We start from the raw sequence: 22,937 nt of genomic DNA, 5'->3' as shown, positions 1-22,937 counted from the left end.
AAATAATTTAAGTTATGTGATATAACACACAATATCCTTACATCATCAACATAATGATGTTCAATCAAGAGAAAAGATATGTTCAATTCACTCGCAAAAGCCGGAAAATATCTTGGTCAAGCAGCTAAACTAATGGTTGGTATTCCTGATTATGATAATTATGTTCAGCATATGAAGCTCACTCACCCAGAACAAATACCCATGACTTATGAAGAGTTCTTCAAAGAGCGTCAAGAGGCGAAGTATAATGGTAAAGGTGGATTTAAGTGTTGCTAGCAATTAAGAAACTATAAATGACAAACCTTATCTCATTTCCATTATTACCTGTAACGTTATTAACTGGATTTCTTGGCTCAGGTAAAACAACACTCATCAATTATTTACTAAAATATAACCATAATGAGAAAATAATTATTATCGAAAACGAATTTGGTCCAGTAAACATTGATAGCAATGTATTAAATGTTAGTCCTAAAATTCAAATTGTCGAAATGACTAATGGCTGTATTTGTTGTACCGTGCAAGGCGAACTTACTGAAGCATTACATAAATTACACGCAAAGCGTTTAACAGGTGAATTACAAGTTGACCGACTGATTATCGAAACAACCGGACTTGCCGATCCAGCACCAATCATTCAAACTTTTTTTATTGATGATTTAATTCGAGAAACAATTCAACTTGATGGCATTATTACTCTTGTCGATGCCAATCATATTTTAAAACATCTTAATGAACATCGGGTAGCTCTTTCACAAATTGGTTTTGCAGATCGCATTATTTTAACTAAAACCGATTGTATTAGTAATCAACAAAAAGCCGAAGTGATTAATCGAATTCATAAAATCAATCATAAAGGCATTATCTTTGAAGCGATAAAAGGGCAAATACTAAAATCACAATGGCTTGATATACATGCCTTTGATCTCAGTGATGAATTAACAATAAATAAAGGCTTTTTTGTTATCAACCCAACTAAAAAACTTGAAGCAAATTTTCAACCACTCCCAATCCAAAAACAAGTTACATCATGGGATGATAATATTTGTTCATATCTTTTTGAAGCCGGCGAGCTAGATCTGAAAAAAATTGGCACTTTTATGGAGAGTTTGGTCGAACAATATGGCAATGACATGTTACGCTACAAAGGTGTTTTAGCTATTAAAGGTAATGAGCAACGATTAATTGTTCAAGGTGTACATAAAGTCGTAGGATTTGACTATGGTTCTCCCTGGCAACATTTATCAGAAAGAATATCTCGATTAGTAATAATCAGTCGAACACTACCTTTTAATGATTTAAACAAAGCATTTTTGAAAACAATATCAGACTAAAAGCGAAAATAAATACATTGAAAAAGTAAATTTACATCCTGTTTTTATACTGAAACAAATACTTCACTGAAATTTTTAATAAGCTAATTAATGTAGAGATGCTTACATCTTTAATAGCCACACTTCATTTAATTTGCTAACATGCCTCCCCCCCTTTAAACGTTATAATACAAGCAGCACAATAACATGAATTACGATATAGCAATCATAGGTCTTGGACCGGCTGGCTGTACGCTAGCTCGTTTACTTAGCCCTTCTTTCAAAGTCATTGCATTAGATACCAAACTTCAAACAGAAGATGAAGGATTTCATAAACCTTGTGGTGGACTATTAGTGGATGATGCGCAAAGGTCCTTTGTTCGGCAAAATTTAAACTTACCAGCTGATATTTTAACGGATCCTCAAATTTTTAGTGTAAAAACTTATGACTTACAAACCAAACTTATTCGCAATTATCAACGAAGTTATGTGAGTTTTGATCGGCACAAATTCGATCTGTGGCTAAAATCACTGATACCATCAAAAGTAACCATTCTTCATAATACGCTTTGTAAAGAAGTAAGACGTATCATTGATGGTTATCAAATCACCTATATTGATGAAAATAAAACTGAACATAATATCACAACGCAATATGTGGTCGGTGCTGACGGTGCCAATTCTCTTGTTAGGCGAATGCGATATCCTCAGCATACAATAAGACAATATGTGGCGATACAGCAATGGTTTACAGATCTGCACCCAAATCCATTTAATTCGTGTATATTCGATAATGAATCAACAAATTGCTATGCTTGGAGTATTTCGAAAGATGGTTATTTTATCTTTGGTGGCTCTTTTCCTAAAAAAATAGCAAATGAAAAATTTGAACAATTAAAAGAAAAATTAGCAACACAAGGATTTATTTTCGGTAAACCACTCAAAACGGAAAAATGTTTAGTGGTTTACCCAAATAGGTTTGGTGATTTTCACACAGGCAATGAAAATATCTTTCTAATTGGAGAAGCCGCTGGTTTTATTAGTGCAAGCTCTTTAGAAGGTATTAGTTATGCTTTGGATAGCGCTGAAATTTTAAGCAAAATTCTAAATAGTGGTAATCCAAACCCCAACAAATGTTATTATCAACGTACAATTCCATTACGTTTAAAACTTTATAGCAAAATTGTTAAAGCTAAACTATTAACAACTCCTTTATGGCGTAAATTGATAATGAAAAGTAAAGTTCAGTATATTGAACAATATTGGATAACATAAAATAAAAATAGTAATGAAATATATAGGAAAATATTAGTTATGTTTGATGTAAACGATTTAATTCATTTGAATCACGAATGGTCAGAAAAAATTGAGCAAGAAGATCCGGAATTTTTTAAACAGCTTGCTGTTGCACAAAATCCAAAATTTTTATGGATCGGTTGTTCAGATAGCCGTGTTTCAGCAGAAAAACTTATTCAGTTAAAACCAGGTGAGCTATTTGTTCATAGAAACGTAGGCAATCTTGTTATTCATACCGATCTCAACTGTTTATCTGTAGTCCAATATGCTGTAGATGTACTTAAAATTGAAGATATCATTGTTTGTGGGCATTTAGGTTGTGGTGGAATTCGTGATGCAGTTGAAAATCCTGATTTAGGGTTAATTAATAACTGGCTACTGCATATTCGTGATCTGTGGTTTCGAAACAGCTCACTACTGGGCCAATTTCCACCCGATATCCGCTTAGATGTGTTATGTGAACTCAATGTAATTGAACAAGTTTACAACCTTGGTCACTCCACAATAATCCAATCAGCTTGGCAACGAGGTCAAAAAGTCAATTTACATGGTTGGGTTTACGGTATTGATAACGGTAAAATAACCGATTTACATATCACATCATCCAGCAGTGAAAATCTTGAAATTAATTATCGTGAGGCAATTTCTTATCTTTTAAATTTACATAAGTCACAAAAATAACCCAATTTTTTATTTAAAACGATAAATAACTTGATTGCTGCTTCCTCGCCACAATAAGCGTGGATCAGCAAGTTCTTGTATAAATTTTCCATCAATTAGCACATCAATGTAAGGAATAACGGCTTGTTGTTCGACGGTTAACTCATTAAGTTTATACCCCGTCCAAAGCCAGATATCTTTACTATCACACTCGGATTTAACACGTTGAACCAGTCTTAATATCGTTGACACATTTTGTGGATGCAAAGGATCACCGCCAGATAACGATAATCCTTGCCGTTTTATCTCAGTGTCTTGTAAATCTTTGATAATTTGATCTTCAAGCGATTGCGTAAATGGCAAACCAGAATTTACTCCCCATGTACTTTTGTTAAAGCAGCCAGGGCACTGATGTACACAACCTGCAACAAAAAGCACACAGCGAGTTCCCTCTCCATTAACAACATCGACAGGATAATAACGATGATAATTCATAAATATTGTATTTATTAACCAATTTGGCCATTATTCAAATGTTTGACGCGACGTTTTACCTCTTCTTGTTTACCTGCATTAAATGGACGAGCATCAGGACTACCTAAATATCCACAAACACGGCGAGTAACAGACACTTTTGAAGAATCATGATTACCACAGCTTGGACATACAAAACCTTTACTAGTGCATGAAAATTCACCTGTATAGCCACATTCATAACATTCATCAATTGGCGTGTTAGTTCCATAATAAGGCACTCGAGTATAACTGTAATCCCAAACGTCCTCTAATGCCTTGATATTATTAATCATATTTGGATACTCACCATAGCAGATAAATCCCCCATTTGCGACAGAAGGATAAAGTTTTTCAAATTCGATTTTTTCATACGGATTAACTTTCTTTTCAACATCAAGATGAAAACTATTTGTATAATAACCTTTATCTGTGACGCCAGGAATCGCTCCAAATTCAGCAGTATCAAGTCGGCAGAATCGATCACATAAGTTTTCACTTGGTGTGCTATACAAACTAAAACCATAACCAGTTTCTTCCTTCCATTGATCTACCGCCTTACGTAAGCGCTCAACAATTTCTATCCCTTTTTCGCGTAATTTATCACTATCAAAAGGGTGAGTTTGGGATCCGTAAAGTGCATTTAAGGTTTCATGGATTCCAATATAACCTAAAGAGATTGAAGCACGACCATTTTTGAAAATTTCAGAAACACTATCGTCTTCGTTAAGTCTCACACCACAAGCGCCTTCCATGTATAAAATAGGAGCTACACGTGCTTTTACGCTATCAAGTCGAGCAATACGCGTCATTAACGCTTTTTTACATAGCGCTAAACGATTATCTAAAATTTCCCAAAAACGCATTTCATCGCCTTTAGCTTCAATCGCTATACGCGGCAAGTTTAGACTAATTACACCTAAATTATTACGACCATCATGAATTAATTGCCCCTCTTCTTCATAAACACCTAAAAAGCTTCGGCAGCCCATTGGTGTTTTAAATGAGCCAGTCACCTCAATAACTTTATCATAATTTAGAATATCTGGGTACATACGTTTACTAGCGCACTCTAAAGCAAGTTGTTTAATATCATAATTTGCATCGCCTGGTTTATGATTAATACCCTCTTTAATTGCAAAAACCAATTTCGGGAAAACAGCCGTTTTATGATTTTTACCTAGCCCTTTAATCCGAACTTTTAAAATAGACTCTTGAATTAAACGTGATTCCCAACTAGTTCCCAAGCCAAAGCCAAAAGTAACGAACGGGGTTTGACCATTAGCGGTGTGTAAGGTATTAACTTCATATTCTAGAGATTGAAATGCATCATAACACTCTTTTTGGGTACGACTTTCAGCATAAGCCACTGGACTTGGAATATTCCATTCCTCAGCCACTTGTTTATGTTTGTTATAACTAATGGTCACAAATTTTGCTAAAACTTCATCGATGCGATTAATAGTCGTCCCACCATAAATATGGCTAGCGACTTGAGCAATAATTTGTGCAGTTACCGCTGTCGCTGTTGCAATTGATTTTGGTGGCTCAATTTCAGCATTACCCATTTTAAATCCGTTAGTTAGCATATCATCCAAATCAATTAACATACAGTTAAACATCGGAAAGAATGGTGCATAATCTAAATCATGATAATGAATTTCACCACAATCATGGGCGTGTGCAATGTCTTTTGGTAATAAATATTGTTTAGCATAATGCCTTGCCACAATACCAGCGAGTAAATCACGTTGAGTTGGAATAACTTTACTATCTTTATTAGCATTTTCATTTAAAATAGCAACGTTACTTTGCTCAATTAGTCCACGAATATCTTGATTTAGCCGGCTACGTTCTTCACGAGCGCGATCACGATCGTGGCGATACTCAATATAAGTTCTTGCTAATTTTTTATAGGGGCCTGACATCAACTGATTTTCAACTGCATTTTGAATTTCGTTAATATCAACTCTTTCTCGCTCACTCATTTGATTGGTAACAATACGAGCAACCGCTGCACAATAATCTGGATCATGTACATTGGCCGCCACTGCAGCTTTGACAATGGCATCTTTGATTCGAGTCTCATTAAATGCAGTTTGACAACCATCACGTTTAATTACAACAGGCATACATCTCCTCAATATTCATTAATAATTAGCAATTGGCATAGGTTTTATATCACTAAAAATATTCCTGTAATTATTACGCTTGTATGATATAAAACTGAGTTTTCACATCGCTTAAATAAATACTATATATAGTATTTATTTTAAAATTATACACCATATATAGTGTTTTTCTAGGTTTTTTAATAAATAAAATAACTTGACAAGTTTAAAGTCAATAATGACAAGCATTTATGAAATACTAAGATATAAGACGGGAAAAAAAGAAATAAATCCACTAGAAAAACAAATATACAAAAGTGCAAGTAAGCCTTGCACTTTTGTATACCAAAATAAGATTATTAATCAAACAAATTATGATTCAATATTTAGCCAATCCGTATGGAACACACCTTCTTTATCAATACGTTGATAAGTATGAGCACCAAAATAATCTCGTTGTGCTTGAATCAAATTAGCGGGTAATACCGCCGAACGATAGCTATCATAATAAGTAATAGCCGCCGAAAGTGTTGGAACAGCAATACCTTGTTGTACGGCTAAAGACACCACATCACGCAATGATTGTTGATAAGCTTCTGCCGTTTTATTGAAATAAGGGGCTAGCAACAAATTATCAATCTCGTTATTTTCAGCATAAGCGTCCGTAATTTTTTGTAAAAATTGCGCACGAATAATACAACCTGCCCTAAAAATTTTAGCTATTTCACCATAATTCAAATTCCATTGATATTTATGGGATGCGGCTTTCAACTGAGCAAAACCTTGTGCATAAGAAATAATTTTCCCCATATATAGCGCCTTACGAACTTTCTCTATCAGTTCTTTCTTATCGCCACTATAAGACTGTTTTTCAGGACCTTTTAATAATTTTGCGGCCACGACTCGCTGATCTTTAATAGCTGATAAATAACGAGCAAATACAGACTCAGTGATTAATGATAAAGGCTCACCTAAATCTAACGCACTCTGGCTGGTCCATTTACCTGTACCTTTATTGCCTGCAGCATCTAAAATCACATCAACTAAATAATTACCTTCTTCGTCTTTATGTTTGAAAATATCGGCGGTAATTTCGATCAAATAACTGTCTAATTCACCTTTATTCCAATCGGTAAACACGTCAGCAAGTTCATCATTAGTTAAATCACCAGCATGTTTTAATATAGAATAGCTTTCAGCTATGAGTTGCATATCGCCATACTCAATACCATTGTGAGCCATTTTCACATAATGGCCTGCCCCATTTGGGCCGATATAAGTCACACAAGGTTCACCACTAGCCTTAGCGGCAATTTGCTCTAATATAGGTGCAACTAATTCATAAGCCTCTTTTTGTCCACCCGGCATAATTGATGGCCCCTTAAGTGCACCCTCTTCACCACCAGAAACACCCGCACCAATAAAGTTAAACCCTTCAGCTGATAACATTTTATTACGACGAATTGTGTCTTCAAAATAAGCATTACCTCCATCGATAATAATATCGCCTTTATCTAAAAGTGGGCGTAGTTCATCAATTACAGCATCAGTACCTTTACCTGCTTGAACCATAATTAGGATACGACGTGGTTTTTCTAAAGAATTGACGAAATCTTCAATGGTAAAATAAGGAACCAATTTTTTATCAGAATGTTCAGTCATGACTTGCTCTGTTTTATCTTTAGAACGATTATAAATAGCAACAGAAAATCCACGACTTTCAATATTGAGCGCAAGATTTCGCCCCATAACTGCCATTCCAATAACACCGATTTGTTGTTTTGACATGAGTTGGCTCCTTTATTAAACCTTTATAACCTTAACCATAAGGTTTTTTAACAACATCTAAAACTTAATTAAGTTTTATAAATTACGCTATATTTTGCCATAAAAAAAGCCGTATCAGAATATAATACGGCTCTTTTTCATTACTTTAATGATATTTACTAACAACTGAGTAAATCATGAACGCTTCATCATTTCGAAAAACTCATCGTTGGTCTTAGTCATGGCAAGTTTGTCAATCAAAAATTCCATCGCATCAGTTTCGCCCATTGGGTTAAGAATTTTGCGTAAAATCCACATTTTTTGTAGTTCATCTGGTGAAGTCATTAAATCTTCTTTACGGGTACCAGAACGGTTAAAGTCTATGGCTGGGAACACACGACGTTCAGCAATTTTACGAGATAAATGGACTTCCATATTCCCCGTACCTTTGAACTCTTCGTAGATAACCTCGTCCATTTTAGACCCCGTATCAATCAGTGCAGTTGCAATAATTGTCAAACTACCGCCTTCTTCTACATTACGGGCAGCTCCAAAAAAGCGTTTTGGACGATGTAACGCATTAGCATCGACACCACCAGTTAATACTTTACCGGATGATGGAACAACCGTATTGTATGCACGAGCCAAGCGGGTGATTGAGTCTAATAAAATAATCACATCTTTTTTATGTTCAACCAAACGTTTTGCACGCTCAATAACCATTTCAGCGACTTGAACGTGCCTTGCTGCTGGTTCATCAAATGTCGACGCAACAACTTCGCCTTTAACTAAACGCTGCATTTCAGTCACTTCTTCAGGGCGTTCATCAATCATCAATACCACTAATTCACATTCAGGATGATTGACTGCTAGACTTTGAGCAATATTTTGCAAAAGCATTGTTTTACCTGCTTTTGGCGGCGCAACAATCAAACCACGTTGACCTTTACCTATTGGCGATGCCAAATCGAGTACCCTTGCTGTGATATCTTCGGTTGAACCATTACCTCTTTCCATTCGTAAACGGGAATTTGGATGAAGTGGCGTTAAGTTTTCGAATAGAATTTTATTGCGGGCATCTTCTGGCTTATCGTGATTAACTTCGTTAACTTTTAATAAAGCAAAATAACGCTCACCTTCTTTTGGTGGGCGGATTTTACCCGCAATGGTATCACCAGTCCTTAAATTAAATCGTCGAATCTGACTTGGTGACACATAGATATCATCAGGCCCAGCTAAATAAGAGCTATCGGCTGAACGCAAAAAGCCAAATCCATCTTGCAAAATTTCCAGTACGCCATCACCAAAGATATCTTCACCACTTTTTGCATGTTGCTTTAAAATTGCAAAAATAATGTCTTGTTTTCTAAGGCGAGCAAGATTTTCAAGCCCCATTTTTTTTTCACCAAGCGCGACAAGCTCGGAAACAGAAGTGTCTTTTAATTCAGTTAAATTCATAATTTTAAAAATTCTTGAGGATAAAGTTGATATGTTTGCAATTTAATATTATTTTTGTATATTCGTTCCATTTACTTATAAAAAATTTCTCTCTACTTACAACACATAAATTCAATCGATTACTTAGCTTTTGATGATAATTGAAGATATGAATATAGATTTTCACCACTTTACCAATAAAAACAATGAATTGTAGAAAGGAATATTGTAAGAGGTTAGCAATTTACACTAAAAACATTAATATGTCTATATTTAATTGAATTAGTTATTAATAGATCACTAAATCTAACAAAAAAAGAGTAAATTATTACTCTTTTAGTTTAGCTATTCTTATTAGATATATGATATTTGTTATAATTGAGGTTCTATGAAATTTTTAAGTTGAACTTTAGATAAAGCCCCAACTTGAGACGCAACAACTTGCCCATTTTTAAAAATCAATAAAGTAGGTATACCTCGAATGCCAAATTTAGGCGCTATATTAGGATTTTCTTCAACATTTAATTTAGCGATAACGATCTTATCGCCATATTCTTCAACTATTTCTTCCAAAATTGGAGCAACCATTTTACAAGGCCCACACCATGGAGCCCAAAAATCAACGAGTACTGGTTTTGCTGATTCATTGACTGTTTTATCGAAGGTTACTTCCGATAACTGAACGATATTATTACTCATTTTTATCTCCAACACTTTTTAACTAAATCCATAATAGATTACTTTAAATTTCACTACTAGTAATTAGTATAATAGGGCATAATTATTAGTGATGTCACTGTATTTAGTGTGTTATAATCTCACAATTCTGATAATTATATTTGCAACCATAATGATTCAATCATATTTTACCCAAACAACTTTTAGCCAATTCCCTCTTCATCCTTTAGTGTTAAAAGCGCTTAATAAAAAGGAGTTTGTTTATTGTACTCCTATCCAAGAAAAAACTTTACCACTAACCACTAAAGGAATTGATATTGCTGGACAAGGGCAAACAGGTACAGGCAAAACCATGGCATTTTTGGCATCAACATTTAATCACTTGTTGAATCATGAACCTTTACCCGATCATCAAACCAATCAACCAAGAGCTATCATTATTGCACCAACGCGAGAATTAGTTGTGCAAATTTATCATGATGCTGAACTATTATCTAAAGAAACAGGTTTACAATTAGGATTAGCTTTTGGTGGCGATGGCTATGATAAACAATTAAAAATGATCTCCACAGGAGTCGATATTTTAATTGCAACAACAGGGCGATTGATTGATTATGCGAAGCAAAATTACGTTAATTTAGACTCAATTCAAGTTGTTGTGTTAGACGAAGCGGATCGCATGTTTGATTTAGGGTTTATCCGCGATATACGTTGGATCTTTAAACATATGACTCCACCGCAAAAAAGGTTAACTATGTTGTTTTCTGCAACATTAACGCATAGCGTGCGTGAATTAGCCTTTGAACATATGAACAATCCCCAGTATGTCGAAGTTGAACCAGAGCAAAAAATTGGTCATCGAATCAAAGAAGAGCTATTTTTCCCTTCTAATAAAGATAAATTAGCACTTTTGCAAACTCTCATTGAGGAAGAATGGCCTGATCGCTGTATTGTGTTTGCCAATACCAAAGTGACTTGTGAAAAGATTTGGCGACATCTCTTTGTTGATGGTCATCGTGTTGGATTATTGACCGGCGATATTGCCCAGAAAAAACGTTTATCAATTTTAGAACAATTTACCCAAGGTCATCTTGATATTTTAGTCGCCACCGATGTCGCAGCTAGAGGATTGCACATACCAAATGTTACTCACGTATTCAACTATGATCTACCAGACGATTGTGATGATTATCGTCATCGAATTGGGCGAACAGGGCGAGCTGGAGCAAAAGGTTATTCGATTTCACTAGCCTGTGAACGTTATTCACAAAACTTACCTGCTATTGAAAAAGCAATTGATCATGCTATTCCAGTTAGCCAGTATGACCCTTCTGCATTATTGGTTGATTTACCAATCCCAAAACCTTTTAGACGGCCACCACGTAGAAAAAATTCAAACTAACTAAATAAAAAGGCAGATAAAAATAACATCAATCATAAAAAACTAGTTAAAGTAATTATGCTTTACTATACACTAATTTTAGATAGCTTTTTATGATTGTATTGTTAATATGCCTTATTAATACTGCGATCCAAATCTATTCTTTATATGAATCATGATCCATCTGCTTTAAGAAACTTTGATATTCAAGCTCAATTTCTTTTTTAGTTTCCTGCGATAAGGTAGCAACATGAAATCGATGTAATGAACTATATAAGATAAATAATATATTAATTGAAATAGCCTCTTTTTTCTGTTTTATTTTAAAATACGCATTTAAATACCCTACTTTTTGAAGTGTTTCGACATCTTTGATCCCGACGCTACATAATAATCTTTCTAATGACAAAGTCATATTTGGCAGCTCTTTTATTCGTTTTGCTTTAATTTCATTTTTTTCATCTTGCTCTTTTATAGTGTATTTGATCACCATGTTTATCATAGCTAGCAATTTTTCATGATCATTAAAAAGCTCATCATCAACTTTATAATAATCAAGTAATTTATTTGACATACCTGTTGTTATACTTAACGGCTGCATACCTAAATTAATAAACAATGAGCGATAATCAGGATGTCCCCTTAAATAAAAATCTTTCTGACTAATCCAACCAAACATTATATCCTTACTATTAACGCTAAATCCTCCAAAAAATGTTTTAATTGAAATATCTTTAACATCAGAAAGCTCTGTTAAAATTCGATTTGCAAATATTGAGCACATAATTAATTTCCATCTAAACTTTATTAAGTAACTAAAGTAACTTATCGATTAATCTAAATTATAGTGATTCTATATTCAAACTATTTCCAAATAAATTCATAATTATGCGATCTGCATTCCATATATAAACATTAAGTATATTATTACTTGATAAATTATAATTTTGTGAGATTAAATTAATTTTTGTAAAAGACACCATCAAGAAAAACAAATCTTAATAATGTTTAAAAAGAAAAATAGCTTTAACATTGTTATTCTGTCGTAATAATTATACAATCATGGCCAACTAATTTAATGGTACTTCATTTTTGTCAAATTCAATCAACATGATAAAAAACATTATTGCTTTACTTTTTATGTTTTACTCTTTTGTCGCGTCTGCCGATAAGTTACCATTAATTGATTCGTTAACACTTTGCACATCTGACTTTTTTAGAAACATTTATAACAATAAAGATGAATTAGAGAAATATACTCACATTAAGCTTTTTAACCAAAACCAAGCTTATATTCCTGTCGAAAATCGTTCTGATATAGCCAAAAACTATGTTTATTTCAAAACTCCCATGACTTATAAAAACTTAACAATCACAGGCTATTACGATAATGCAATGGATCTTGGAAAAATAGGAAAATATTATTTCTGGGGATTTATTATCGATAATGATATAAATCAAATTAAAGAGGCATTGAATTTTATAGATTGGAAAAATATGGAGGATAACCTTCTCTATATTGGGAATCCAATGATTCGCAATATAGATGATAACATTCAAGTCTGGCATAAAAATACTGGCACTGTTGTTGGTGTAAAAACGATCCCAGCACCGGATACAACCGAAAAACTACTATTACTTGAAACAGGTTCAAATATGAACCTTCTTATTTGTTCGATTCAAGGTTTTGTGACTGCTGAATTACTCAGACAAGAGCGGCCTGACATTCAATAAGTTAAACTAAATGGCAGATTCATCCATTTCGCCAGTACGGATACGAATAACTTGCTCAACATTATAAACAAAAATTTTTCCATCTCCGATTTTACCTGTTTGTGCTGTTTTCATAATAGTTTCAATACACATTTCTAAAATATCATCGGGAACAATAAGTTCAATTTTTACTTTCGGCAAAAAATCAACCATATATTCCGCACCTCGATAAAGCTCGGTATGGCCTTTTTGCCGCCCAAAACCTTTAACCTCAGTAACTGTCATACCGGTAATACCTTGATCAGCAAGCGCTTCTCGAATATCATCTAATTTGAATGGTTTAATAATTGCTTCAATTTTTTTCATATCTATTTTCCCTTAATTCGAGATTACCAATTTTTAAAACCAAAAGCAGAAGTGATTGGATAACGACGACCTTTACCAAAGTTACGAGTGGTGATTTTAGGACCAACTGCTGATTGACGTCGTTTGTACTCATTCATATCCACCAATTTAATAACACGTCTTACTGTCGCCTCATCATAACCTTGTGCAATAAGTTGTTCAATGGAAAGATCGTGTTCAACATAACCTTTCAAAACTCCATCTAAAATATCGTAAGGCGGTAAGCTATCTTCATCTTTCTGATCAGGTGCTAACTCCGCTGAAGGTGGTCGTGTTATTACTCTCTCAGGAATAACATACGAACGCGTATTTCGATATTTTGACAATGCAAACACCATAGTTTTAGGTACATCTTTCAATACATCAAAACCACCAGCCATATCACCATAAAGGGTTGCATAACCTACCGACATTTCACTTTTATTACCCGTTGTTAGTACCAGACTACGATGTTTATTTGATAGTGCCATTAAAATAACACCACGGCAGCGGGCTTGCAGGTTTTCTTCTGTTGTATCTTTTTGTGTGTCTAAAAACATTGGGCTTAAAGATGACATAAACGCATCAAACATCGGTTCAATTGAAACAATATCAAATTCAACCCCTAATATTTCAGCTTCTTCTTTGGCATCTGCAATACTAATATCGGCGGTATAACGAAATGGCATCATTACCGCTTGCACTTTATCTTTACCTAAAGCATCAACCGCAATAGTAAGGGTTAAAGCAGAATCAATACCGCCAGAAAGCCCTAATACGGCGCCTTGGAAGCCATTTTTAGTCACATAATCGCGAGTTGCAAGTACCAATGCATCATAAACTGAAGCTAGTGGATTATTTTCACTCTTATCAATTATCGCGGGATGATTTATACCCAATTCAAAAGCGACAACTTGTTCTTCAAATGAATTTAGCTGACAAACAATTCTACCGTCTTCATTACAAACAAAAGATCCACCGTCAAAGACTAACTCATCTTGCCCCCCAACTTGGTTGACATAAACAATGGCTAAACCGGTGCGTTTTGCATGCTGTTTAACTAAATTATATCGTTGTTGCTGTTTTTCATAATCATATGGCGAAGCATTAATTGCCACCACAAAATCAACTTGAGCTTGTTTAATATCATCGATTGGCTGATTTTGCCAAAGATCTTCACAAATTAACAAACCAATCTTTTGACCTTTAAAATTGACTGCGCAAGTTTGATTGTCAGCAGAAAAATAACGCTTTTCATCAAATACATCATAATTAGGTAGCCATTGTTTATGATAGCGAGCTAACAATTTTCCATCACAGAAAAAGGAAAGTGCGTTATAAATATTTTGATCTTGCCAATGCGGATGACCAACAACGACTGCACACTGTATACTTGCTTGTTGAATTAATGACAATGCGTTTTGACAACGTTCTTTAAAATCCACACGGAAAATTAAATCTTCGGGTGGATACCCACACAAAGCAAGTTCTGAAAAAATAATGAGATCATCGGATGAGTGGCTATTTATCAATTCAATAATCTGTTGAGCGTTCCCTTCAATATCGCCCACACGCCAATTTTTTTGTGCTAAAACAATAGATAAAGACATATAAAATTTAATATCACAAATCGAAATTATCATTAAGTTTAAATGATTCTAAGTTGCACTGCCACTTTTTTATCGCTAACATGCAATAATAAATTGGCTTTGACTTATCTGGAAATTATTATGCAAAAAATATTAAATGTGGCATTAGCTAAACGCAGTTACCCAATCACTATTGGTGAAAATCTACTAAGCAAATTTCAACATTTTAAACTCCAAGCTGGTCAACGCGTGCTCATTGCTACGAATGAAACTATCGCGCCCCTTTATTTACAAACATTAATTGATATGCTTGAAAAGCATGGTATAAGGACCGAGTCAGTCGTTGTTCCTGATGGTGAGCAGTATAAAACGATGGAAACATGGAATATGATACTCACAGCCTTGCTTGCCCATAATCATACCCGAAGCTCAATACTGATTGCATTAGGTGGAGGCGTAATTGGTGATGTTGCTGGATTTGCCGCTTCAGCTTATCAACGTGGCATTAAGTTTATTCAAGTACCCACCACACTACTGTCCCAAGTTGACTCATCTGTAGGTGGCAAAACCGCGATTAATCATCCACTGGGTAAAAATATGATTGGCGCATTTTATCAACCGCAATCAGTTGTCATTGATCTCCATTGTTTAAAAACATTACCGCAACGAGAACTTTCGGCAGGACTTGCTGAAGTGATAAAATACGGTATTATTTTAGACTCCGAATTTTTTAATTGGCTAGAACAGCATATAGAAGATTTATTAAATTTAGATGTTAACGCATTAAGTTACTGTATTTACCATTGCTGCGAACTAAAAGCAAAAGTGGTGGCTGCTGATGAGACTGAACAAGACATGCGCGCTATTTTAAATCTTGGTCATACTTATGGCCATGCGATAGAAGCAGAATTAGGCTATGGAAACTGGCTACATGGCGAAGCCGTCAGTGTCGGTATGCTAATGGCTGCACAAACCGCAAAATTACTTGGCAAATTAACCCAAGCAGATATTGAACGGATTAAAAACTTATTAATTCGCGCTAAGCTACCAGTTAACAGACCAACAACAATGCCGATTGAATCTTACCTACCACACATGTTACGAGACAAAAAAGTACTATCAGGACAATTACGGCTAGTTGTACCCACTAAAATTGGGCATGCTGAAGTGATGGATGGCATTGATAAAGACGTGGTATTTCAATCTATAAAACTGACTTAATCAATGATTGATAAAACTAGTTGCATCGTTGACAGTAAGTTAAGAAGCTACGTTAATGAATATACATCACAAAACTAACGCCGTATCACAAACAAGCGATATGGCGCTTATATCATAAAGAAAAATAACCGTCACTGATTTGTCTAAACATATTATGATCAATCGTTCGACCATTTATAACGTGCTAAAAAAGCCCTATTGAGGTTATTCGTCCCTTTAACCCGTAAGAACTAACGTTATGAAACCATCATTTATGACATTAAACATCTGGTTAAAGTTCAAAAGTCCATTGAAAATAAATTAAGATACCAAGCTAAACGTGATAAAAAACCTATTTGGGTGACATTTGACCTCTTTTATTTAGAACATTTCATTTATAACACCGAAAGACCCCATGAGGCATTCAATAATATGCCATTTATTAAATATAAAACACTAAAAACAGACAGCGTAATTTTCTACATGAATTGTGTCGGTCAAAAATTTAATAAGCCTGCCTGCCCACAAACGAATGGCAAGACCGAAAACCTGATACGGAAATTTATGAAGAAGTAGCATAATCAACAATAGTTAGCAATTCAAAAGATAGAAAATAAAAGGTTAAGCGATTTATTACCTTTTATAATACGTTTAAACCATATAATGCGATTTCAAGTAAAACGCTTTATGCACTGTTAGCGAATTATTTTAATCATGAAGTGTAAACAACCCGGTATTTTCCTGCAACCTATCGAAATGTAAACATTTGATTACACAATTTTATATTTAGCTTGCTTAGATACCCGTTTTGCAAGTACCTTTTTATCAAATTACAAAATATAAAAATGAATCATTTAATAAACAGCTAAAATTTCATTTACTATTATGTAATTTTGTGTTTACATAATAAACGTTTATGTAATTAATATTTTACATATAAAGTTTAAATGATTTTAACAAGGAAAATAAAAATGTTAAAAGATACCCTAAATAATGTCCGAATCCGAGACGAACACATGTTAATCACCCCCGAAGAAATTAAACAGCTTTATCCTCTTTCTGAAGATTTAAAAAATCAAATAGCTTCATCTCGTCAAACTGTTGTGGATATTTTAGAAAGGCGAGATCACCGATTACTTATCGTCTGTGGTCCTTGCTCTATTCATGATCCTATTGCAGCACTTGAATATGCGCATAAATTAAAAAAACTCTCAGACGAAGTTAAGGATCACTTATTTATCGTCATGCGTGTTTATTTTGAAAAACCAAGAACCACTGTTGGTTGGAAAGGTTTGATTAACGATCCTCATATGGATAGCTCATTTGATATTGAACATGGACTAAAAAAAGCACGTAAATTACTGCTCGATATTGCTGAAATGGGCTTACCTATTGCAACCGAAGCATTAGATCCCAATACACCACAATATATCGCTGATTTAATTAGCTGGTCTGCAATCGGTGCAAGAACCACTGAGTCACAAACTCATCGAGAAATGGCCTCAGGGCTTTCGATGCCTGTCGGTTTTAAAAATGGGACAGATGGTAGTTTGGATGTGGCCATTAACGCCATGAAATCAGCCTCTATGCCTCATCGTTTTGTAGGCATTAATCAACAAGGGCAAGTGACCGTTTTACAAACAATGGGCAATCCACATGGTCATGTTATTTTGCGTGGTGGTAAAACACCTAACTTTGATGCTGAAAATGTCGCATTATGTGAAATTCAAATGCAAAAAGCAGGATTATTACCTAACTTAATGATTGACTGTAGCCATGCTAATTCCAATAAAGATTATCGCAATCAACCGATTGTTGCCGACGCAATTATTGAACAAATTAAGCTTGGTAATAATTCAATTATTGGCGTGATGATTGAAAGTAACTTGTTTGAAGGCAATCAATCTTCTGAACAATCACAAGAAAATTTTAAATATGGTGTGTCAGTGACCGATGCTTGTATCAATTGGCAAACCACTGAACAAGTGTTGCAAAAAATGAATAGCCAGTTAGCGAAACCACTAACTGAAAGACAAAAACAACCACCTAAAGCGTAATTTTTTGATATCTTCCTCCGCCTCAAAAGGTGGAGGATTTTGCTACAGTCACCCAATGAACTACACTGTCTTTTCAGATATAGCCTATCCTCAATATAGCTAATACGGTAATCTTATCGATATTTTTTCCCAAATAATATTTATTACTTGTAAGAAAACGACAAGTTATTTCCTAACAAATAAATGAAGATAAATATATCGCCAACAATAGTACCAGCGATATATCGGTTAGTTAACCTAACTGCTTACGAGCATTACGGAACATTCTCATCCATGGGCTATCTTCGCCCCAATTATCTGGATGCCATGAATTAGCAACTGTTCTAAATACCCTTTCTGGATGTGGCATCATAATAGTTGCTCGCCCATCTTCAGATGTCACCGCAGTAATACCGTTTGGTGAACCATTGGGATTGGCAGGGTACTGCTGTGTTACTTTGCCATAATGGTCAATATAACATGCCGCTATTAATGCTGATGCTTCTAAATTAGTTAGATGCGTATCATCACAAACCTCAACACGCCCTTCGCCGTGTGAAACCGCAATTGGCATATGCGAACCCGCCATATCAGTAAATAGCAACGAAGGGCTTGATTGAATTTGCACTAAGCTAAAGCGCGCTTCAAAACGTTCTGACAAATTACGCACAAAACGAGGCCACAAATCAGCCCCTGGAATCAGATCCTTAAGGTTTGACATCATCTGACAACCGTTACAAACCCCTAACGATAACGTATCTTGGCGATGAAAAAATCGTTCAAATTCATCACGCACCTTTTCGTTAAATAAAATCGATTTAGCCCAACCTTCTCCCGCGCCTAACACATCACCATAAGAAAAGCCACCGCAAGCAACCAGTGTACTAAATTGGTTAAGTGTAATGCGACCTGAGAGTAAATCAGTCATATGCACATCGATGGCCTCAAAACCAGCTCGATCGAATGCGGCGGCCATCTCGACATGCGAGTTAACACCTTGTTCACGCAAAATGGCCACTTTAGGTTTTGCACCTTTCGCAATATAAGGTGCAGCAATATCCGTTTGTGGGTCGAAAGTTAAGTGCACATTTAAGCCAGGATCATCTTTATTTTGTTTCGCTTGGTGTTCTTGATCAGCACACTCAGGATTGTCACGTAAACGTTGCATCTGCCAAGTCGTTTCGGCCCACCATGTTCTTAACATTGAGCGCGACTCACTATAAACCACAGCAGATTTGTTACGCACAATAAATTGTTGTCCTGCTTTAGCACTACCCAAAGCATGAACCGCATGGGATAAGCCAAACTGCTTAAAGTAAGCCCTCACCTCGTCTAAACAACTATTGGCCACTTGAATAACAGCGCCAAGCTCCTCATTAAATAGCGAAGCAATCACATCTTGGCCTAATTGAGAAATATCAACATCAACACCACAATGCCCAGCAAAAGCCATCTCGGCTAATGTCACAAACAGCCCCCCATCGGAACGATCATGATAAGCCAGCAACACATTTTGACTGACTAAAGCTTGAATGGCTTGATAAAAAGCAAGCAGCTCTTTAGGATCATGAACATCCGCTGTTTGTTGGCCTAAATGACGATACACTTGCGCAAGTGCGGTTGCCCCTAATGCTTGATGACCTTTCGATAAATCAACCAACAATAACGTATTATCTTGATCGGTACGCAATTGTGGTGTTACGGTTTTACGCACATCTTCAACGCGCGCAAATGCCGAAATCACCAATGATAACGGCGATATCACTGCTTTTTGTTCACCATCTTGTTGCCATGTGGTTTTCATCGACATCGAATCTTTACCAACCGGAATTGCAAGTCCCAATGCTGGGCATAGATCTTCACCTATTGCTTTAACGGCCTGATAAAGCCCAGCATCTTCGCCCGGATGGTCAGCAGCGGCCATCCAGTTAGCTGAAAGCTTAATGCGTTTGATATCGCCAATATTCGTTGCGGCAATATTGGTAATCGCCTCACCAACGGCAAGCCTTGCCGAGGCGGCAAAGTTAAGCAAAGCAACGGGTGCACGCTCACCGATTGACATAGCTTCTCCGTAATAGCTATCTAAGCTTGCAGTCGTAACCGCACAATCAGCAACTGGCACTTGCCATGGGCCAACCATTTGATCTCGCACCACCATCCCCGTCACAGAGCGATCACCAATGGTAATTAAAAAGGTCTTTTCGGCAACCGTTGGTAAGTGTAAAACCCGTTTGACCGCATCATATAAATTAATATCAGCAGTTGAAAAATTATCACCATGCGCCTGATGTGTTTTTACATCACGTTGCATTTTAGGCGTTTTACCAAGCAGTACATCCAGTGGCAAGTCTATCGGGTTATTATTAAAATGCTCATCATGCAAAAACAGCGCTTTATTTGCTGTTGCCTCACCAATAACGGCATAAGGCGCTCGTTCACGCTGACAAAGCTCATCAAACAATGCCAATTTATTGGAATGGATGGCAAGAACATAACGCTCTTGCGATTCATTACACCAGATTTCTAACGGGGACATACCCGGCTCATCGCTGAGTATTTTTCGGAGCTCAAATTGACCGCCACAGCCACCATCACTAACCAGCTCAGGCATCGCATTAGATAACCCACCAGCACCCACATCATGAATAAACAAAATAGGGTTATCTTCACCTAGTTGCCAGCAACGATCGATAACTTCTTGACAACGGCGCTCCATTTCAGGGTTATCACGCTGAACAGAAGCAAAATCCAGATCTGCATCGGATTGACCTGATGTCATAGATGAAGCAGCGCCACCGCCTAAACCAATATTCATTGCTGGACCACCTAACACAATGAGCTTAGCGCCAGCAGGAAACTCATCTTTTTGGATATGTTCACGACGTATATTACCCATACCACCCGCTAACATAATCGGTTTATGATAACCTCTCACTTCTTCGCCATTATGGCTATTTACTCGCTCTTCATAAGTGCGAAAATAACCCAATAAAGCCGGACGACCAAATTCATTATTAAACGCTGCTCCCCCTAAAGGCCCCTCCATCATAATATCAAACGCACTGACAATACGATCAGGCTTACCAAAATCTTGCTCCCAAGGTTGTTCAAAATTAGGGATCCGCAAGTTAGAAACCGAAAAACCCACTAAACCAGCTTTAGGTTTAGCCCCGCGCCCTGTTGCACCCTCATCACGAATCTCACCCCCACTCCCCGTTGCTGCACCCGGCCAAGGTGATATGGCAGTTGGATGATTATGCGTTTCAACTTTCATTAAAATATCCGCATATTCTTGATGATAGCCGTAGGTTTTATTCTCATTATCCGCAAAAAAGCGCCCAACTTTCGACCCATCCATCACCGCTGCATTATCTTTATAAGCGGACGAAACATAATCAGGGGTGTGTTCAAAAGTATTTTTGATCATCTTAAACAGTGATTTAGGCTGTTTTTTACCATCAATAATCCAATCAGCGTTAAAAATCTTATGGCGACAATGCTCAGAGTTAGCTTGTGCAAACATATAAAGTTCAATATCAGTCGGATTTCGTTTTAATTTTTCAAAATTTTCAACTAAATAATCCATTTCATCAGGCGCTAATGCCAAACCTAATTTAAGATTGGCCCGTTCCAAAGCCTTACGACCTTGCCCCAATAAATCAATTATGGTTATTGGCACTGGTAGGTCAACTTTAAACAACTTTTCAACTTTGTCAAAATCAGTTAGCACGGTCTCCATCATGCGATCATGAATCAACGCTTCAAAAGCGACTTGCTGCACTTGAGTCAAAGGCGAACGAGTTTCGACATAATACGCAATACCGCGTTCAATGCGACGAATCTGTGTTAATCCACAATTATGCGCAATATCGGTTGCCTTTGATGACCATGGTGAAATCGTTCCAGCCCGAGGCGTGACTAAAAAGAGTAGTTTACTGGATTTATCTATGACATTTATTTGTGCAGTTTTAGGACCATATTGCAATAATTTATCGAGCGTTAACCGTTGTTCATCCGTCAATTTATCAGTCAAATCAACAAAATGAATATATTGTGCATCCAGGTTAATCACAGGAATCGATTTTTCACGACAAACAGATAGGATTTTACTAATACGAAATGCAGACAAAGCAGAAGAACCAGCTAAAATTTTCATGCCAATTACTCTTTTTAAGCCAACCATAGATAAAAATAGAACAATATTATAAAAGAAAGTGAACAATGTGGCTATCGGTTTATCTCTATGTATATAGGGAACACTCTACCTACAATATCAATGACGCGTCCTGTTGCGGTTTATCCCTATGTATATAGGGAACACTTCTGAATTTCTGCGAATCATGCTTATCTGATCGGTTTATCCCTATGTATATAGGGAACACTCTGCGAATCATTTCGTAGTTTATGCCTGTCCCCGGTTTATCCCTATGTATATAGGGAACACTAGTACCTGATGGTGTAATATACAAATACAAACGGTTTATCCCTATGTATATAGGGAACACAAAACCATGTTTAGTTTGCGTGAATGAAAGACCCGGTTTATCCCTATGTATATAGGGAACACGGATTAGATGCAGGGATTCAAGCAACAAGTGACGGTTTATCCCTATGTATATAGGGAACACTATAGTTGATACATCAACGCAAATCATTTTAGCGGTTTATCCCTATGTATATAGGGAACACACCAATTATAACATAATGTTTTATAAAGAAAATATTGGCAACCAAATTTCCACCAACTTTTTAGCTTATTTTTAAAATAAGAGTTAATTTATAATAGGTTGTTTTTATTAAATTAATACTAAGAATCACAAATAGAATTTTGGACGTTTTTTATTTTACCAACTAATTTT

The 22,937-nt window shown here is 36.0% G+C and carries 17 protein-coding genes and 1 CRISPR repeat array; of the genes, 8 read left to right on the top strand and 9 right to left on the bottom strand.

Annotated elements, in window-relative coordinates:
- Nucleotides 1-78 precede the first annotated feature (78 nt).
- The 4 genes from A9G22_RS04915 (at nt 79) to can (ending at nt 3,290) form a co-directional block, all read left to right on the top strand.
- The gene (locus tag A9G22_RS04915; protein WP_065586174.1) at nt 79-276 is read left to right on the top strand and encodes a YbdD/YjiX family protein; all 198 of its coding nucleotides are present in this window, start codon (nt 79-81) and stop codon (nt 274-276) included.
- A gap of 17 nt (nt 277-293) precedes the next feature.
- Entirely contained in the window at nt 294-1,334 is a 1,041-nt protein-coding gene (locus A9G22_RS04910; protein WP_065586175.1) for a CobW family GTP-binding protein, read from the top strand.
- A 186-nt stretch (nt 1,335-1,520) separates the two neighbouring features.
- Nucleotides 1,521-2,588 carry an FAD-binding protein gene (locus A9G22_RS04905; protein ID WP_075508458.1) on the top strand — a complete coding sequence of 356 codons (1,068 nt, stop codon included), beginning with the start codon at nt 1,521-1,523 and terminating at the stop codon, nt 2,586-2,588.
- 39 nt (nt 2,589-2,627) lie between these two features.
- On the top strand, nt 2,628-3,290 hold the full coding sequence (can, locus tag A9G22_RS04900; protein WP_065586177.1) for a carbonate dehydratase: 663 nt from the start codon (nt 2,628-2,630) through the stop codon (nt 3,288-3,290).
- Nucleotides 3,291-3,299: 9 nt separating this feature from the next.
- On the opposite strand, the gene nrdG is transcribed toward can, so the two are convergent.
- From nrdG to trxA, 5 genes are all read right to left on the bottom strand, one after another.
- A complete protein-coding gene (nrdG, locus tag A9G22_RS04895; RefSeq protein WP_065586178.1) occupies nt 3,300-3,764 on the bottom strand; it encodes an anaerobic ribonucleoside-triphosphate reductase-activating protein in 465 nt (154 codons plus the stop codon).
- Between the two features lie 14 nt (nt 3,765-3,778).
- Nucleotides 3,779-5,914 carry an anaerobic ribonucleoside-triphosphate reductase gene (gene nrdD, locus A9G22_RS04890; protein WP_075508457.1) on the bottom strand — a complete coding sequence of 712 codons (2,136 nt, stop codon included), beginning with the start codon at nt 5,912-5,914 and terminating at the stop codon, nt 3,779-3,781.
- A 351-nt stretch (nt 5,915-6,265) separates the two neighbouring features.
- Nucleotides 6,266-7,681, bottom strand: a complete 1,416-nt coding sequence (gene gndA / locus A9G22_RS04885; protein WP_065586180.1) for an NADP-dependent phosphogluconate dehydrogenase — start codon at nt 7,679-7,681, stop codon at nt 6,266-6,268.
- 174 nt (nt 7,682-7,855) lie between these two features.
- The gene (rho, locus tag A9G22_RS04880) at nt 7,856-9,118 is read right to left on the bottom strand and encodes a transcription termination factor Rho (protein ID WP_065586181.1); all 1,263 of its coding nucleotides are present in this window, start codon (nt 9,116-9,118) and stop codon (nt 7,856-7,858) included.
- A 351-nt stretch (nt 9,119-9,469) separates the two neighbouring features.
- On the bottom strand, nt 9,470-9,796 hold the full coding sequence (gene trxA, locus A9G22_RS04875) for a thioredoxin TrxA (protein WP_065586182.1): 327 nt from the start codon (nt 9,794-9,796) through the stop codon (nt 9,470-9,472).
- Nucleotides 9,797-9,947: 151 nt separating this feature from the next.
- On the opposite strand from trxA, the gene rhlB reads away from it, so the two are divergent.
- A complete protein-coding gene (rhlB, locus tag A9G22_RS04870; RefSeq protein ID WP_065586183.1) occupies nt 9,948-11,177 on the top strand; it encodes an ATP-dependent RNA helicase RhlB in 1,230 nt (409 codons plus the stop codon).
- Nucleotides 11,178-11,313: 136 nt separating this feature from the next.
- On the opposite strand, the gene A9G22_RS04865 is transcribed toward rhlB, so the two are convergent.
- Complete coding sequence (locus tag A9G22_RS04865; RefSeq protein ID WP_065586184.1) at nt 11,314-11,940, bottom strand: TfoX/Sxy family protein; 627 nt, start codon at nt 11,938-11,940, stop codon at nt 11,314-11,316.
- 308 nt (nt 11,941-12,248) lie between these two features.
- Here A9G22_RS04865 and A9G22_RS04860 point away from each other — a divergent pair, with 308 nt between their 5' ends.
- The gene (locus tag A9G22_RS04860) at nt 12,249-12,890 is read left to right on the top strand and encodes a hypothetical protein (protein ID WP_141669979.1); all 642 of its coding nucleotides are present in this window, start codon (nt 12,249-12,251) and stop codon (nt 12,888-12,890) included.
- 6 nt (nt 12,891-12,896) lie between these two features.
- On the opposite strand, the gene glnB is transcribed toward A9G22_RS04860, so the two are convergent.
- Both glnB and A9G22_RS04850 read right to left on the bottom strand, forming a co-directional pair.
- A complete protein-coding gene (glnB, locus tag A9G22_RS04855) occupies nt 12,897-13,235 on the bottom strand; it encodes a nitrogen regulatory protein P-II (protein WP_065586186.1) in 339 nt (112 codons plus the stop codon).
- A gap of 23 nt (nt 13,236-13,258) precedes the next feature.
- Nucleotides 13,259-14,896 (bottom strand): NAD+ synthase, encoded by a 1,638-nt coding sequence (locus tag A9G22_RS04850; RefSeq protein WP_442899739.1) that lies wholly within the window; start codon nt 14,894-14,896, stop codon nt 13,259-13,261.
- Nucleotides 14,897-14,983: 87 nt separating this feature from the next.
- Here A9G22_RS04850 and aroB point away from each other — a divergent pair, with 87 nt between their 5' ends.
- Together aroB and A9G22_RS04840 are read left to right on the top strand one after the other, a co-directional pair.
- Complete coding sequence (aroB, locus tag A9G22_RS04845) at nt 14,984-16,063, top strand: 3-dehydroquinate synthase (RefSeq protein WP_065586187.1); 1,080 nt, start codon at nt 14,984-14,986, stop codon at nt 16,061-16,063.
- Between the two features lie 950 nt (nt 16,064-17,013).
- Complete coding sequence (locus tag A9G22_RS04840) at nt 17,014-18,099, top strand: 3-deoxy-7-phosphoheptulonate synthase (protein ID WP_065586188.1); 1,086 nt, start codon at nt 17,014-17,016, stop codon at nt 18,097-18,099.
- 232 nt (nt 18,100-18,331) lie between these two features.
- Here A9G22_RS04840 and purL read toward each other — a convergent pair whose 3' ends face one another.
- Nucleotides 18,332-22,234, bottom strand: coding sequence for a phosphoribosylformylglycinamidine synthase (gene purL / locus A9G22_RS04835; protein ID WP_075508456.1), 3,903 nt, complete (start codon nt 22,232-22,234; stop codon nt 18,332-18,334).
- Between the two features lie 75 nt (nt 22,235-22,309).
- A CRISPR array of direct repeats spans nt 22,310-22,767; the repeat unit is 29 nt; unit sequence CGGTTTATCCCTATGTATATAGGGAACAC.
- Between the last annotated feature and the right edge of the window lie 170 nt (nt 22,768-22,937).

Source organism: Gilliamella sp. App2-1 (assembly GCF_001690255.1).
Taxonomy (GTDB): Bacteria; Pseudomonadota; Gammaproteobacteria; order Enterobacterales; family Orbaceae; genus Gilliamella; species Gilliamella apicola_G.
The sequence above is the reverse complement of the archived record's forward strand: the minus strand, read 5'-3'. Positions and strand labels throughout refer to the sequence as shown.